The organism is Colwellia sp. MT41 (genome assembly GCF_001444365.1).
Lineage (GTDB): Bacteria > Pseudomonadota > Gammaproteobacteria > Enterobacterales > Alteromonadaceae > Colwellia > Colwellia marinimaniae.
In genome coordinates, this window is the sequence record NZ_CP013145.1 from 1,702,230 (window position 1) to 1,718,881 (window position 16,652).

General features: G+C 36.5%; 14 protein-coding genes and 1 pseudogene. 12 read left to right on the forward strand and 3 right to left on the reverse strand.

Translation table 11 applies throughout. The annotated features are described in order from the left end of the window. Positions 1–92: 92 nt before the first annotated feature. The 3 genes and pseudogenes from CMT41_RS07300 to CMT41_RS07305 form a co-directional block, all read right to left on the reverse strand. Positions 93–470 carry a hypothetical protein gene (locus CMT41_RS07300; protein WP_058026817.1) on the reverse strand — a complete coding sequence of 126 codons (378 nt, stop codon included), beginning with the start codon at positions 468–470 and terminating at the stop codon, positions 93–95. Positions 471–577: 107 nt separating this feature from the next. After that, a pseudogene (locus CMT41_RS19355) lies at positions 578–748 on the reverse strand (transposase); the annotation flags it as partial. Positions 749–1,408: 660 nt separating this feature from the next. Continuing rightward, the gene (locus tag CMT41_RS07305) at positions 1,409–2,278 is read right to left on the reverse strand and encodes a WYL domain-containing protein (RefSeq protein WP_198149793.1); all 870 of its coding nucleotides are present in this window, start codon (positions 2,276–2,278) and stop codon (positions 1,409–1,411) included. A 116-nt stretch (positions 2,279–2,394) separates the two neighbouring features. Between CMT41_RS07305 and CMT41_RS07310 the strand changes: the two genes are divergently transcribed. From CMT41_RS07310 to CMT41_RS07360, 12 genes are all read left to right on the forward strand, one after another. Then, positions 2,395–2,664, forward strand: a complete 270-nt coding sequence (locus tag CMT41_RS07310) for a DUF4258 domain-containing protein (RefSeq protein WP_057180690.1) — start codon at positions 2,395–2,397, stop codon at positions 2,662–2,664. Next, the gene (locus CMT41_RS07315) at positions 2,661–2,978 is read left to right on the forward strand and encodes a hypothetical protein (RefSeq protein WP_057180691.1); all 318 of its coding nucleotides are present in this window, start codon (positions 2,661–2,663) and stop codon (positions 2,976–2,978) included. The genes CMT41_RS07310 and CMT41_RS07315 overlap by 4 nt, the downstream gene beginning before the upstream one ends. Further along, positions 2,968–3,618, forward strand: coding sequence for a peptidase M15 (locus CMT41_RS07320; protein WP_057180692.1), 651 nt, complete (start codon positions 2,968–2,970; stop codon positions 3,616–3,618). Before CMT41_RS07315 ends, CMT41_RS07320 begins: the two co-directional genes overlap by 11 nt. Positions 3,619–3,647: 29 nt before the next feature. Further along, entirely contained in the window at positions 3,648–4,886 is a 1,239-nt protein-coding gene (locus CMT41_RS07325; protein WP_057180693.1) for a DUF2130 domain-containing protein, read from the forward strand. A 67-nt stretch (positions 4,887–4,953) separates the two neighbouring features. Further along, positions 4,954–5,889 carry a phospholipase D family protein gene (locus CMT41_RS07330; RefSeq protein WP_057180694.1) on the forward strand — a complete coding sequence of 312 codons (936 nt, stop codon included), beginning with the start codon at positions 4,954–4,956 and terminating at the stop codon, positions 5,887–5,889. Between the two features lie 72 nt (positions 5,890–5,961). Beyond that, the gene (locus CMT41_RS07335; RefSeq protein ID WP_057180695.1) at positions 5,962–9,399 is read left to right on the forward strand and encodes a TM0106 family RecB-like putative nuclease; all 3,438 of its coding nucleotides are present in this window, start codon (positions 5,962–5,964) and stop codon (positions 9,397–9,399) included. A gap of 572 nt (positions 9,400–9,971) precedes the next feature. Next, positions 9,972–11,450 (forward strand): IS66 family transposase, encoded by a 1,479-nt coding sequence (tnpC, locus tag CMT41_RS07340; protein ID WP_058028170.1) that lies wholly within the window; start codon positions 9,972–9,974, stop codon positions 11,448–11,450. Positions 11,451–11,596: 146 nt separating this feature from the next. Further along, positions 11,597–12,919 carry a sensor domain-containing diguanylate cyclase gene (locus CMT41_RS07345; RefSeq protein ID WP_057180699.1) on the forward strand — a complete coding sequence of 441 codons (1,323 nt, stop codon included), beginning with the start codon at positions 11,597–11,599 and terminating at the stop codon, positions 12,917–12,919. 394 nt (positions 12,920–13,313) lie between these two features. Then, positions 13,314–14,561: an IS4 family transposase gene (locus CMT41_RS07350; RefSeq protein WP_232300064.1), complete on the forward strand. Its 1,248-nt coding sequence runs from the start codon at positions 13,314–13,316 to the stop codon at positions 14,559–14,561. 505 nt (positions 14,562–15,066) lie between these two features. Continuing rightward, a complete protein-coding gene (locus tag CMT41_RS19035; RefSeq protein ID WP_157447797.1) occupies positions 15,067–15,228 on the forward strand; it encodes a hypothetical protein in 162 nt (53 codons plus the stop codon). 114 nt (positions 15,229–15,342) lie between these two features. After that, positions 15,343–16,029: an RNA polymerase sigma factor gene (locus CMT41_RS07355; protein ID WP_057180700.1), complete on the forward strand. Its 687-nt coding sequence runs from the start codon at positions 15,343–15,345 to the stop codon at positions 16,027–16,029. Beyond that, positions 16,026–16,613, forward strand: a complete 588-nt coding sequence (locus CMT41_RS07360) for a hypothetical protein (protein ID WP_057180701.1) — start codon at positions 16,026–16,028, stop codon at positions 16,611–16,613. The genes CMT41_RS07355 and CMT41_RS07360 overlap by 4 nt, the downstream gene beginning before the upstream one ends. Positions 16,614–16,652: the final 39 nt, after the last annotated feature.

The window sequence follows — 16,652 nt, forward strand, 5'->3', positions numbered from 1 at the left end:
AGCTCTACGTTGCATTATCCTTTTTTTAGCTAAAAAAAGGATGGCTAGCGCACTTTGATATGTTCGTAAGTATTTGACTCAACTTCACAGCTTTAGAGCAAACAGTCGTTGAAGCTTAGGATGATTGATAATGGCAAAACAGTAGTAAATATTCTGACAAGGTGCTCATAAAACGCATGAGTAGGTATTGAATAATCAATAAAAAATAGAATTGGGTAAGTAAAGTGGTACTTATAGTGTTCCTTTTTTGCCTGAGCATCTTCGGGCGTATTGACTAACTCTAAATAAATGATGTGCTCAGAAACTCTTAGTTCAAAGTTAATTGTGAGGTCTTGAACATACAAGTTAACGACTTGCTTTTGATAAGTAGTGTCAACGTCGCACGCTATTAAATAATTAGCGAGTAGTTTATCGTTGTTACTTTGATACTCTGTTATTTGTAAGGGTTCATTCGTTGATATATTGGACATAGTAAATACCTAGTTGATTAGAGTATTTACTATTTGATCACGAACGTGAAAACGCGCAACTAGAATAACAGTGGCTTACTCATGAATGTGATAACCTCAGCTCATTCGGAGCAAGCATCGAGAATGTCATTATATCCTTGAAAACACCAATTCGCTAAATGATGTTGGCGTAACCAACTCCGTACTTGTTCTATTGGATTCAGTTCGGGATGAATAAGGCGGTAACTTAATGATCGTTAAGTTGTTAATTTATCGGCTAGGGAAGTTTTTGACCAACCAGTTTTTCTTTATTCCAGCTAGCTTTTGGGGTGTATGGAATCATGTTATACATAATAGTGCTCCTAGGGGTAAAGGGACTATAAGTATGGCTGTGAGCTAATGTTCAAAGTTGTGCGCTAAGCGGACGTTAGCATTGGTTTCACTAACGACAGTTCTTCCGACAAAGCAGTCGTTAATAACTCAAAAAGTAATAGCTGCAATGTGGTAAAGGTCGAGGAGTCAAATGACTTACTTCGGATTTTTGTTGCTAAAATGGTGACTTTAGTTGTTCAGGATAACTAAGCTTAAATTAAAATCATATCGGCAATTTGTTGAATTTTATTGATTGAATCTACCAGACAAAACTTAAAATCAGCGTATATAAAGTAGCAAATCTTATGGCGTGTCTATTTTATAGTAGTTAATATTGGTAACTTCCCCTTGTAAAATCATAATTAATAATGAACTCACTATATAAAGTTAAGGGGCTAAGTCGAGTTGTTATATTTTCTAGCTCAATGATCCCAATATAGTGCTGGTTGCATCTATTTTTACCGTTAACTTCTGAAATGGACAGCAAATAAGCCTCGGCTGCTGATGTTAAGAACATAACTTTAGCGAAACCATGGTAAGCGTATAGCTAACGATGCCGCGCAGAAATTGTTGAGTTAATAACCCCATCAAAATAAATACTTCTTAACCTCATCTAAATTTTCAAGAATAACAGAATGCGGCATGTCAGCACTATAATCACGAAAGGGAATATGCATAAGCTGCAAATAATATTGAGCAAGTGGTGCTCTTATATTTATCACTTGTTTCATACCATCCATACCACGCTCTCGGGCAAATAATTTTTGTTGATCTGCTGTGTAACTAGGGTTTGGCACAATGACCAAGTCAATAAAGGTATGCCACAGTTTATCCTCTGGAACTTTGTGATTTAGTTTTTCATAAATCGTTTCTATATCACCCAAGAATCGACCTAAAACAAAATCTTTGTATTTTTTATCTTTTTCACAGTAAGCGCGAACGTGCCAGCGGTAACCACTGGTCACAAGTGTATGGGGAATAATATTTCTTTCTTCGCCTAATGGATTTTTTACCGAGGCATATTTAACATCTATGCGCTCTTTGTTACGGCAAGCTTTAATCAATGCCCTGATAATTTTAGGTTCAACAGCTCTGTTTGGTGGTGTTATTAATTCAATAGGTGTGTTTACTTGAGTTATTGAGGATACGTGTGAAGATGCATCTTTATTGAAGGATAGAAACTTAAGGTATTCATCAAGACTGCCATCGGTGTATTTAGCTTTGAAATACTTAGTGGTTTTGTAGCCTTTTAACTTAGTATCATACTCTAAATTTTCAGGGCAAAGGTTTCGATAATAGGTAATATCCTTTGATGCCTGTTGCCGTTTTATGCCGAAAGCTTGCATCATGCTCTTAGATGTAAGTCTTCCCTCCCAAAGGGCGATCATTTCAATCAGCCTAAGGCGCTGATATAGATCTAACTTTAATTCTCTATCTAAATTTCGCTTAATATTCACAATTAACCTGCCTGAAAAGTGTACATGTATATGTATACATTTATTGCATGTATCAAAAAGATACATATACTAGTTGTTATTGTCAATTAACTATTTCACTTAAATGGAGAGCGGTTATGTACACCAACCATGCACTAGTCAGAATGCAGCAAAGAGCTATTTCTCAAAGTACCATTGAAGCCTTGTTAGAGTTTGGTGAAATTGAATTTCATCGGGGCTGTGAAGTTTTTAGTTTACGAAAGTCTATTTGTAAAAAGCTAATAAAGCTAAAGATTATTTCAAAATCTTTATTTGAAAAGCTAAATGGCACTTACGTGATAATGAAAGGTGATTTAGTGATTACTGTTGGTCACCGTTACCGTAGATTTAAAAGGAGCAGAAAATGAGTCTATTAATCAATGTTGTTTTTGTCTACTTCGCGGTAGCTATTGCCAAGTTTATATTGCTGCTGCCAGTTACCTACAAGCAGGCACGATTTATTGCGCAGATATGTGAGAGTGAACAAAATTTTGTTCTTCTTAATATTCAGATGGTAATGTCATATGTTTTGGTAGTTTTAATCTGGCCTTATTGTCTTATGTCAGAGAAGTGGCAGTTTTTTTGTTTTCAACCATTTAATCGTGAAGCAAAAGCTGCGATAGCTTCGGCGCTAGATATTGATCTAGAAAATATAAATCAAGAGGGATCTGATGATGAATAAAGCTTTATTTAACGAGTTAGAAAAGATTGGTCGAATTCAACTCTCTGATAATTTCTTTATGCGTGAGTTTTTATATTCTGAAATAGCAATCGCTAACAACATCAGCAATTTGCCAGATGATTTAGACAAAGCAATAGAGGCCGGCACACAATTATGTGAGCAGATCCTTGAGCCGATGCAAAAAGCCTGGGGGCGAATTCATATTCGTTCGGGTTATCGCTCAAGTGCTGTTAACGACTTTGGTAATAAAAATAAAATGAATTGTGCTTCAAATAATACTAATTTTGGTGCACATATATGGGATGTTGCGGATGGCAATGGTTTTATTGGCGCTAGTGCCTGTATTGTTATTCCGCGTTTTTTACCCTATTTTCAAAAAACAGGTGACTGGGCAGTATTAGCTTGGTGGTTACATGAACATTTACCTAACTACGCTGATATGTGTTTTTTTAATACTAATGCGGCTTTTAATATTAGATGGTCACAAAACCCAAATGTGAAACAAAACATTAAGTCATTTTTAGTTAATCCAGATACCGGTAATAAAGAGGCGTTAGTTAAAAATGGCATTGAGCACGAAAAATATAAAAATGTTTTGCCTCTAGTGCGCTTTACAAATATCACCAATCTTGTAAGTTAAGTTAAGTTTAGTAAGTTAAGGAGTAACCTATGGAAAACATTATTCATTGTCCTAAATGTAATGAGAAAATTGATGTTTCTGATGCTATGTCACAACAAATGGAACAGCAGTTAAACGACAAGTATCAACAACAGTTGAAAAAACAAGATGAAGCGATTGCAGCAAAAAAAAATAAAATGGATGAAGCTGCGCGGCAGTTAGCCTTAGACAAAAAATCATTTCAACAAGATATTGACCTTAAAGTTGCCCAACAACTAAAAGCGGATAAAGTAGCATTAACTAAACAATTAAAAAGCCAGTTCGAACAAGATAACCAACTAGCTATTTCTGCGTTGCAAGATGATTTGACAGAAAAGTCGAAAAAACTAAAACTAATTCAAAAAATTGAAATAGAAAATGAACGGCTAAAACGAGAAAAAGATGAAGCCGTGCATGAAGCAAACCTCGCCGCTGAAAAAGCCATGTCTGTCCAGCTTAAAATTGAAAGAACAAAAATTAATGAGCAAGTTCATACCGAGCATGAATTAAAGCTTAAAGAACACCAGTCGCTTATCAATTCACTAAAAGAACAAATAGATATAACAAAACGTAAAGCAGAGCAGGGTTCTATGCAATTACAAGGTGAAGTACAAGAGTTAGCCATAGAAGAGTGGCTAGAAGCTCAGTATCCCTTTGACCAAATCGAAGAAATCAAAAAAGGTGCGCAAGGAGCCGATTGCCTGCAACATGTGGTTAATTCACTAGGCACTGAATGCGGCACTATTTATTATGAGAGTAAGCGAACCAAAAGCTTTCAGCCCAGTTGGATAGAGAAATTTAAACAAGACATACGTGATAAAAATGCCAGTGTTGGTGTATTAGTTACTGCGGTAATGCCCAAAGACATGAAACACATGGGGCAAGTTAACGGTGTATGGATTTGCACCTTTGAAGAGTTCAAGGGCTTAAGTTTAGTGCTAAGAGAGTCACTGATTAAATTATCAAAAGCGATAGCGGTACAAGAAAATCGCGGCGACAAAATGGTGATGATGTACAACTACTTAACCAGTAACGACTTTTCTTCGCGTGTAGAAGCTATAGTTGAAGGTTTTACCGAATTGCAAACTGATCTTAATAAAGAAAAACTAGCCATGGCAAGACTTTGGAAGAAACGTGAAAAGAACATTGAAAAAGTGCTGCTCAATACTACTGAAATGTTTGGTTCAGTGAAGGGTATTGCCGGTTCTTCGGTTGCTGATATAGGGTTGTTGGAGCTAGCGGAAGACTAAGTCTGTTACATAAGTTATTTTGATTTTATTAAATATAATAATTAACTAAACCTTACAAGGATAAAAAATGGAATTCCTATGTGATTCTAACGCTATTTTAAAAGCAATCAGTAATTTAATTGAAGGGCATTTGTCTGAAAATCCTATTGAAATAGCCGTAGCGTTTTGGGGGAAAGAATCCTCTGTCATTCTTAATGAGAATAAAAAGTTTAGTCTAATTTGTAATTTGAATATGGGAGGCACTAACCCTAATGAAGTTAAAAAAATATTAAAATTATCAGGTGTAAATATGCTTCAGCATGACAAGCTTCATGCAAAAGTGGTCATATCAAGTGAAGGAGCAATTATTTCTTCAGCTAATTTATCTTCTGCGGGGCTAGCATTTGATGGCAAGAAGGCTTCAAGTTGGAGAGAAGCGGGAATATATGTAAGTAATAAAAACCCTGAATATCACAAAATAAAAAAGTGGTTTCTTAATATAAAACAAGAGTCTAGAAAAATATTATCCGAAGATATCATCAAAGCACAAAAAAAGTGGGCAAAAAGAACATTTGAAGCTAACTGTGAGGGAGATGATATTAAAGTGAGTAAATCAGTTTTGCCAAAAACAAAACTTCAGACGTTTAACACCCTTAATAAACCAGGAAATGGTTTGCCTTTATATTTACGCTCAGCTGCTGCAGTAGTCGCTCTTAAGGGGGAAGGGGGAGGGGCTATGCCATATGATGCTTTTGTTTTTCTCTTTTCTGGGGACGGTGGTAGGGCATTTACTACTCACAAAAAAAGATTCAACATTAACTGTGATACGCAGAGTGTTAGTTTAGAGCCTGACTCTATTGGGTATTTCATTGGTGCTAATGGAAGTGTCGAAACAGCAACTGATAAAAAAAGAAAGAAACTGGATAATGATATTGTAAATGCTCTTGCTAATTGGATGATTAATGAAGGCCGAATACCAGAAGAAGCTAAGGGAAGGATTACAACTTGTGATTTTGAGGTGTAATAATTTTTTATTTGTAATTTACTAAATTTCTATGTTTATTTATCTAAAACAATAAAAAAGAAAGGAATCTCTATGTTTAAAGAAAACAACAACATCATCTTCTCGCCTACCGACTTAACTACCTTCATGAGTAGTCCTTTCGCCAGTTGGATGAATCGCTTTAAAATGGAATTTCCAGCTGACGCACCTCAATGCGATGAAGTTGATGCTTTATCTAGCTTGTTGTCTAAAAAAGGATTAGAACACGAAGACAATATGCTTACTCTGTTGCAAGAGCAGGGGAAGAGTGTTTGTGTTATTAAAAGTGAAGTTGATGGCAAAAAATTAACCATAGATAAGCAAAAATCAGCCAGTATTGCCGCCATGCAACAGGGCGTTGATGTTATTTTTCAAGCTGTGCTAGAGCATGCCTCTTTTCGTGGTCATGCGGATTTCTTAATTAAAGTGCCAGGTAGCAGTACCTTAGGTGACTATCATTATGAAGTATGGGACACAAAACTTGCCAATAAAGTAAAACCTTATTTTGTTATTCAACTTTGTTGTTATGCTGAAATGCTAGAGGCTATCCAGGGGGTATTACCACAAAATATCGTCGTAGCACTGGGTAACGGTGAGAATGAAAGCTTACGCACCGAAGATTACTATTTTTACTATAAAGCACTAAAAACGCAATTTATTGACTATCAATCCAAATTTAACCCGAGTAATCACCCTGATCCATCAGACTCAAAAGAGTATGGCCGTTGGTCAAACTATGCAGAGCAATTATTTGTAGACAAAGATCACCTTATCCAAGTCGCCAATATCACTCGTTCACAGATAAAAAAATTAAACCAAGCGGGAATTATTACTTGCGAACAACTAGTTGCAACTAAACTTGAGCGTGTTTCTGGCCTAAATTCCAGCATACTTAGCGCGCTTAAAGCTCAAGCAAATATCCAAAAACAAAGCAATGGCCAAATGCCACCGTTATTCGAAATTAAACACCATGAAAAGCATAAACAACAAGGCTTAGCATTACTACCTCCACACTCAGACCTAGATGTGTTTTTTGATATTGAAGGCTATCCCTTAGACGAAGGCGGTTTAGAATATTTATGGGGAAATACTTATTTTGATGAGCAAGGTACCAGACAATTTATCGATTTTTGGGCGCACGATGCCGAGCAAGAAAAAGTATGTTTTAAAGCCTTTATTGATTGGGTATATGCCAGATGGCAACAAGATCCCTCCATGCATATTTATCACTATGCCAGTTACGAAATAACCGCATGTCGTAAATTAATGAGCCGTTATGGTATTTGCGAAAATGAGGTAGACCAGCTGCTACGCAATGAAGTGTTTATTGATTTATACAAAGTGGTTAAAGGTGGCCTGTTAGTGGGTGAGCCCAAATATTCCATTAAAAATGTTGAGCATTTATACCGTGGCAAACGTGAAACCGAAGTGGGTAGTGGTGGTGACTCAGTAGTTGTTTATGAGCACTGGCGCGATAATTTTCAAAAAGGCTTGGATGGCGGAACTTGGCAAACATCAAAGACTTTAAACGCTATACGCGATTATAATATTGACGATTGTGATTCAACCCAAGAACTTGTGGCATGGTTAAGATTACAGCAAGCCAATAATGCCATTGAATTTGTGGGTAAAACTGACGTTGTTGAACCTGAAATATCAGAAGAAGTAAGCGAGCGAACCCAACTTAGAGACAGGCTATTACAACGGGCAGAGCAAGAGCGTATCGCCGGGAAAGAAAGTGAAGCCAAGATCAGCGAAAATTTAGCCTGGACGCTTGAATTTCATCGCAGAGAAGCCAAACCGGTATTTTGGAAGCTATTTGACCGATTAGGCAGTGAAATTGACGTACTAATGGATGACATGGACTGTTTAGCTAATTGTGTTCGCACATCATTAGCGCCTTTTAAGCCATCTGCCAGAGCTAGAAACTTAGCTTATGAATATACCTTTGATATTGAACAAGAGTTTAAAAATAGTTCGTCAAACTATTATGTACTGGGTGAAGTAGATGAGAACGGAAAAAATATTAGCGTTTCTACAAACAAAGAACACAGTGATTTAGAGAAAGGCACAATAGTATTAACTTCCAGGCATGAACTGCCTTCACTAGTTACTCTAATCCCAAATGAATATGTACGGCCTGAACCCATTCCTAGCGCAATTACTGCAGTCATTAAAGAATATGAAAACGGAATTTTTGAAGGCACTGCTATTGCTGACTTTTTATTAAAACGCTCACCTCGCATTAAAGGGCGTAAGCACAATAAAGAAGCGATAGTGACTGCAGATAATGCTCAAGAGCGTTTGGCACAAATTATTAATGCAGTAGAAAATTTAGATAATAGCTATTTAGCTATTCAAGGGCCTCCGGGGACTGGTAAAACCTACACAGGTAAGCACATTATTGCGGCACTGGTAAAAAGTGGCAAACGAGTAGGTATTGCCAGTAACAGCCATAAAGCCATCAATAATTTATTAGCGGGTGTAGCCCAATACTGCAACGAACAGAATATTGCCGCCAATTGTTATTGCACCAAAGATACTGGTAACGAAATATCAGAAAATCAAATAACTGTAATCAAAAATGCTGAAATAGCTAAAAATGCAACGCAAGGTTGTGTTATTGGCACCACGGCATGGGGGTTCTGTAAAGATGAAGTCGAAAATTGTTTTGACTACTTATTTATAGATGAAGCAGGGCAAGTTTCCGTTGCCAACCTTATAGGCATGAGTAGGGCAACTAACAATATAGTATTGATGGGCGACCAAATGCAGTTGGGTCAACCATCACAGGGTACTCATCCGGGTGAAAGTGGCTTATCTATTTTAGATTACCTACTTAATGATACCCCTATTATGCCTGCACATATGGGCGTGTTTTTAGATACAACTTATCGTATGCATTCAAAAGTGAATCATTATATTAGTAATGCAATTTATGAAGGTCAGCTTAAAACCGATGTTGATAATGATAAACAATGTATTGAAGTACCTGATAATTATCAAGGCGCTTTAAACCAAACAGCCGGTGTTATTTTAGTACCTGTTGAGCATCAAGGTAATACTCAAGCAAGCATTGAAGAAGTTAATGTTATTAAGTTGCATGCTAACGAACTACTAGGGAGAAGGTATACTAACAAAGAAGGAAAGACTAGCCATATAACCTGGGATGATATGTTATTTGTAGCCCCTTATAATCACCAGGTAAGCAAATTAAAAATAGCACTAGGCGAGCAAGCCAAAGTGGGTAGCGTTGATAAGTTTCAAGGGCAAGAAGCACCCATTGTATTTTTCAGTTTATGTTCAAGCGATGCATCAGAATCTGCCAGAGGCATAGACTTCTTGTTTGATAAACACCGTATAAACGTAGCTATATCACGAGCACAATCCATGGCCATAGTGGTGGCTAACCCAAGTTTATTTAACACGCCAGTTAACTCAATAAAACAATTGGCCAAGGTAAATGTATTGTCGAGGTTGTTGTTCGAATAACTCTAAGTTCTACGACTAACCAACGTTAGTTCAATTTATATTTGAAGAGTATAAAATGGATTTAATCTGGTATTAGTATCTTTATAGTGAAGTTATTGTGGGGCGTATTTCATTGGAACTTTCCTGATGAATAATGGTTTATATATGGTTAGTCAAACTATGTTGATTTGAATTAAGTCAATCTCTTCAAACATAAGGCTAGCAATCGTCTGAGTATTGAATGGCATGTCAGAAATTGATGTTCACTAAATAAAATTAAACATCCCATGATTTAACTGTAAGCGTATAGCTAACGACACCTGCCTCTAGCGTTTGATCTCATCTACATTATCTCCTCACTTAATTTAGGAGATAAGCATGAGAATTTCGCGTAGCCAAGAACAATGGCAAACCATCATTGAAGATCAACAAACCAGCGGCTTAGCCATTATTGATTATTGCCAACAGTAGCAATTATCAACGTCGAGCTTTTATGCCCTAGGAAGAAACTCAGCGTGTCGTCAGGTAACTTTGTTCGCGCCAAAATAACACAACAGGTCGAACTCGTTGAAGAGTATGAACAACTCAAACAAATGCTGCTTGAGTTGCAGCAACGCATGGAAAGTGAATTAGCCGAAAAAGACGTAGCTTATCAACTATTGCTTGAACGTTACAATCTCAAACTTGCCCAAGAATACGGCAAGAAATCAGAAAAGATGCCGGGTGCTGATGAAGTATTTAATGAAGTAGAGTTCGTGCTTGATGAACACGATAAAAAACTTCTGGCCAAAGAAAACGCTGACGTGACAACGAAAATCAAGCCAAAACGTAAGCCTTTACCTCAAGCACTGCCGCGTAAAGTAGTGGTGGTAGATATTGACGAAAGCGACAAAATTTGTGATTGCTGCCAAAGCCCGTTGCACAAAATGGGTGAAAGTAGCAGCGAAGCCTTAGAGTTTGTGCCCGCTCATATCAAAGTCATTAAGACCATTCGCCCCAAATACACCTGTCGCCAATGTGAGCGTAATGGCATTGAAAGTGTGGTAAAAACCGCCTTGATGCCAGCAACGCCAATACCAAAAAGTATTGCGACACCGAGTTTACTCAGCCAAATAATCACCTGTAAATATCAATTTGGCTTGCCGTTAAATCGCCAAGAAACGATGTTTAGTGATATTGGACTTGAATTAAGCCGTCAAACCATGTCGAGTTGGATGCTGCGCAGTGCGCAATTACTTGAGCCACTGTATAGGCGCTTGAAAGAAATACTGCTGGCAGAGTCAGTCATTTTTGCGGATGAAACACCCTTGAAAGTTATCAAGGCAGAAAAGGCGACCAGTTATATGTGGGTGTATTGCTGCGGCAGTGATAGAGCAAGTGGAAAAACCAATATTGTTTTATATGATTACCATAACAGCCGCGCAGCACAATGTACGATTGACTTTCTTGATGGTTACCAAGGTTATATGCATGTTGATGGTTATGCAGTTTATGGGCTAACCGAGGCCAAATTAGTCGCCTGTCTTGCCCATATCCGTCGTAAGTTCGTTGATGCGAAGAAGATACATGCCAAAGCGAAAACAGGTAAAGTTGATGTGGTATTAAACTTAATCGGCAAGCTCTACGGCATAGAACAACGTATTAAAGGAAAGTCGAGTGAAGATAAGTTCAACATCCGGCAGTCACACGCTAAGCCAATCGTAAAAGAACTACATCACTGGCTGATAAAGCACAAAGATAAAATCCCGCCTAAAAGTAAACTTGGCGAGGCCATAAGCTACAGTTTAAATCAGTTTGATAAATTCCAACGCTACCTTGAAGATGGCAGACTCTCGATTGATAACAATCGAGCAGAGCGAGCAATAAAACCGTTTGTGATAGGTCGCAAGGCATGGCTGTTTTCAAATACCTGCAATGGCGCTCATGCGAGTGCTATTCTCTATAGTCTCGTTGAAACGGCTAAGGCTAATGGCCTAGTCGTGCATGATTATATCTCAAGATGCTTGCAACATATTGCTGAGCAACCAAACAACCTTGAACCGCTGTTACCATGGAATATTGAGCGCGGCTAGGTGCCGATCCCTATACGCTTACCTTGAACGGGGAACTATTCATCGATTAAAGCTATTTTGTAAAAATACATTAATATAAAAGTTACCTATAAAATAGATAATTGTGGTATTTTTTAATGAGTTAAGAAAAGGCTTAAGGATACAGTATGGTTTTGGCTAAAAAAGACGAATGTTTAATTGTACTCAGCGAAGATAGTTCTATTAATCAAAAAAAGCTTATAGATAACAACGGAAATACGATTTTAATTGTTGATAAATCTTGGAGTGATGAACAAATTTGGCAAGCATTGGACATCGCCAATCAAGCCTTTAATTCAGGTATAATGGTTGCCAATGAGAATAAATCTAATGAAATACAACGAGCTATCAATGTAAAGACTAGTGAGTTAAGTCAACAAATAAGAGATAATGAAAGATCGGAATTATTACTTAAGTCTTTATACCGTATATCAGAATTAACTAATGGATCTTTATTGGATATCGATACGTTTTACGGACAGATCCATAATATTGTAGGTAAATTAATTAATACTTCGAATTTTTACATTGCTAAATATGACAAAAAAACTGACTATTTATATTTTGAATATTATAGAGATGGCTTTACAGATGAAGCGGCAAAAAAATTCTTTAAACCGAGGGAATTAAGTAACCATTACACAGAGTTGGTCATACGCTCCGGCGAGATAGTGTTACTGTCTCGTGATGAAATGGAAGAGCTGTATAGAAAAGGAGAGGTAGTAAAGGCTAGAGCAGCCGTTCGTTCATGGTTAGGTGTTCCTCTTATTCACTCTGGAGAAGTACATGGCGCTATGGTAGTTCAAAGTTATCAGAAAGATTTTATCTATAATCAGTCGGATGCAGAACTGTTGAACTTTGTTTCTCAGCATGTTTCTACAGCAATTAAACGTCGAGAAGTTGCTGACTTTGAGCTTCAAAATCGAAATTTATTAGAACATACCGCTTCACATGACAGCTTGACTAATCTTCCTAATCGAGCGTCGTTCTTTGGAACACTTAGTCAAGAAATCGCTTATATGAAACTTAATAATAATTACGATTTTGCTATCTTATTTCTTGATCTAGATGGCTTTAAAGCTGTTAATGATACTTATGGACATCATGTTGGAGATTCTCTCCTTAAAATAGTCGCAAAGAAATTAAAGGGCTTTGTTCGGAATAATGACACTGTTGCTCGTTTAGGTGGGGATGAGTTTGTAATCATTATTAAAGAGTTAATTGAAAAGGAAACAGCTTTTGAAATTGCTAAACGAATCACAAAGACTCTTGCTTTGCCAATAATGATAGAAAATAACACAGTAATTATTGGTACTAGTATCGGAATACTTTTTAGTGACGACAGTTACGATAGCGCCGACATCATGCTAAGAGATGCTGATGCAGCCATGTACAGGGCAAAAGAAAAAGGAAAAGGGCGTTTCGAGGTTTTTACAGCTATTGAAAGTTAGTAACTTAATAGTGTAGAGGACTAGTTAATTTGTCCTTTTAGCTAGAGATATCATCGATTAAAAAATAAAATGCTGTGGTCAATATTAGTTAGCCACAACCAAGCTATTCTGACAATAAACAACATGAAGGGGTAATAGAGCTATTCGTTACAGTGTTATAAACTTGATGCTTGGGGCCCTTCGCATCTCATTTTAAAAAATTAGTAAATTTCCAATGAAGTAGCCATTTTGTTAATGGCTACTTGGTGCGCATCAATGTCATTAACTTAAGGTTAAATTATGCATTTACAATGGTTTAGCTAGTTGCTAACCTAGCTATGAATTAAAAATAGAGAGAATTAACCAATGAGCTGTTCAGTATTTAATTCAAATAGTACAAAAATTAACCGATAAGATTCATTCTACTGAGTTTTTAGAAAATCACCGTAAGACACCTGCCAATTTCACCCGAAATCGAACCCTTACTTTCCCTCGTTTAATTAGTTTTATGTTGAATGCTCTTAACGGTTCAATTCAGGCAGAGCTCGTTCGATTTTTTAATGTTATCGATGATAGTTACTTATCAACAACGTCAGTTAGCACCGCTGCTTTTTGTAAAGCGAGAATGAAATTATCTCATCAGGCATTTGTTGAGCTAAACGATGATTTAGTTCAGGAGTTTTATGAGGTTGCAAACATTAATAAATGGCAAGGTCATCGTCTGTTAGCTGTTGATGGCTCTGTCACACAACTCCCAGATTCTGACGAGTTGCTGCAACGCTTCGGTAAAGCTCATACACAGACTAAAAGGCCTTGTGTTCGGCTTTCTCAGTTATACGATGTTAAAAATAATATAACGCTAGATTTACAGGTAGACAGCTATTCAACAGGTGAGCGTGACATGGCACTGAAACATCTAAATAAAACTCAGGCAGGTGACTTAGTGCTTTATGACAGAGGTTATCCTGCCGTTTGGTTTTATAAATATCATCTGCTGAAAAACATTGATTTCTGCATGCGTATTGTTAAAAGCTCTAATGTTGTTAAAGCTTTCTTAGAAAGTGGGAAATATAGCGATATTATCGATTTCCCTTGTGTTGAAAAGTCTCTTCGTCGATGCAGAAAAGATAAAATATCAACAGAATCGCTAAGTTTAAGATTAGTGCGAGTTGATTTACCCTCAGGTGTTCCTGAGGTACTGGTCACGTCACTTATTGATGAGCAAACATATCCTACTTCTATCTTTTCTGGTTTGTATCACCAACGTTGGGGGATTGAAGAAGATTATAAAGTGTTGAAAAGCCGCCTCACCATTGAGAATTTCTCTAGTGTTTCCACTGAAGGTGTTTTACAAGATTTACACGCTAAGCTATTAACTAAGAACCTTGCTGCTTCTGCGATCCATGATGCAAAACGAAAAATAGAAAAACCTAAAAAGAATAGGCGCTATGATTATAAAATCAATTTCACCTTTGCGATAAATCAGCTCAAAGATAATATTGTTCGGTTCACAATGAAGCTAGCTGATCTTGAGCTATATGAATTACTGATAAGTAAAATATCAAAGAATTTAAGTGTTATTCGACCCAACTGTAAGTTTGTTCGACAAGACCGTAGAAACAAGACAAATAAATACCCTATGAATTATAAACGTATGTGCTAAATCCTTAAGTTAATGACATTGTTGTGCGCATTGAAGACATAAAACCCTCCTGAATATTAAGGTCAACTTTCTGATCATAAAGCTGACATTACTTTCGTATTTCTATCTCGCTATGGGGCATAAACCGCCTTAGAATATTCTAAATTAATACTGGGTCACTTCGCCACTACAAAGCCATAAATTTAGCCTTTTAAAAAGAGGTCTCTGGATTTAAACTAACGTTGATGCCATCAAGTGCAAGCGATTTAGAAAGTTTTTATCCGCAGAGTTGATGGTGCTTTATTTATCATTCAAGAGTATCTGGGCAACTTAGGTTATATTAAATATATTTTGATCGAAGAGGCAGTGTAGGCAATTTAAACAACTATCGTGCCTATATATATTAATACAACTCCTATCCTCACAAACATATGCGCCACTAAATATTGCCCTTCACGAGCATAAGATCTCGCAATTTAATTTTAAATTAAATGTTAACTTTCACATCAATAGCTAGTTTTACTATATGAACATGAAAACTTATGTGATTGAACGAATGAGACAAGCTTGTCCATACCTTAGTTTTGGTCAAGTCGTTAGGTTAAGTGATGCTAGTAAAATCATTGGTTACAAGGCTATAGGCTTCAAACGTACTGGCGAAGTTATCTGGCAAAGAGGGCTATTATAAAGCACTAACCCTCTATGTTAAGAATGGTATAACGTATTCCATTTGAATGAACTCTTTAATGTCATATAATTATCTTTTATCAGTATTATTTAAATGAATAAGGATAGTAATTTCATGGGAGCGAACAATAAAGAGATAGCAAAATATTTGTTGTTAATAAAAAAAATAACTGCTTGGAAAATAAAATCTCCAGACCACAAATATTTAGTTGATGATGTTGTTCAAGAGGTCTTCCTTAAGTTATTTAAACAGAATTTTTTTGATGAAAATAAGTTTGAATCTGAAGATGATCGAAAAATGATAACCAGTTACATAAGGCGAACTGTCCATTCTTGTTATCTGGATCAGTTGATAGTATTGGGCTTTATCCGAAGGTTAACTAAAGCAGAAAGGTTATCTTTGGTTGGTCCGTATGAAAACATTAAAAAGAAAAAAATAGAAGATACTTGTGAAGGTGACATAGCACTTCCACCAATTGAAAGCCCAGAACAATATATTTTTGTAAAAGAAGCATATCAATGGATAAAAAGTTGTTTTGATAAATTACTGCTTAATATATCTAATTTTGATAGACAAAAATTTTTTGAGGCTGCCTTTTGGGATTTTAATGAATATGATTTGCCATTAAATAAATTGGCTGTTCATATTGGCTATAGTTCTAGTAACCCAACGCAAGAATTAAAACGTTTTATTGATAAAATATCTTTGTGTACCCAACCTCATGGTGTTGTCGTAACTAATCCGCATGAGCAAATCCAATTTTTACGAGAATTAATAGCACATTCAGAGGAAAGAACATGAAAAATATAGATATAACTAAGCAGATTTTATTAATGCATGAAAGCGATGTTTTTAACGATATGGTAAATGAGGTAGAAAAAGAATTAGCTGAAGGAGTACCTAAATCATTGCAGGATGAACTTGATAAATTTATTGCGAAAGCAAACTTATCCGCTGACAAACCTACAGATAATATAATCCCTTTTAATAGAAAAAAGAAAGAAAACATATATGAATTTGCTGAGACGGTGTTGCTTGCAGCATCAGGAACTTCATTAGCCGAATGGTTCTCTCAACCGATTAACTTTGGTGGCGCTGGCTTTATATTAGATGTAAGACGTGTGATAGGCTCAGATAATGAAGTTGACTTATATCTTACTCCCAATACAGATAACAGCGCTCAAATGAGGAGTTCATTATCATCATATCTTGGTAAGTCATTAGATATTTCTATTCTAAATGACGGTGAATATCTATTAACGGCCACTATATATGTTGATGAAGAAGGCACGGCTGCTGAAGGAAGTGGCTATTTGAGTAATAGTGAAAACATGAAAGGGATCAAAGGTAAAATCAGCATAAATATTCTTATGAACGACAATTGAAATTGTAAAAAACTCCATCGATGGAGGGATAATTTTTGC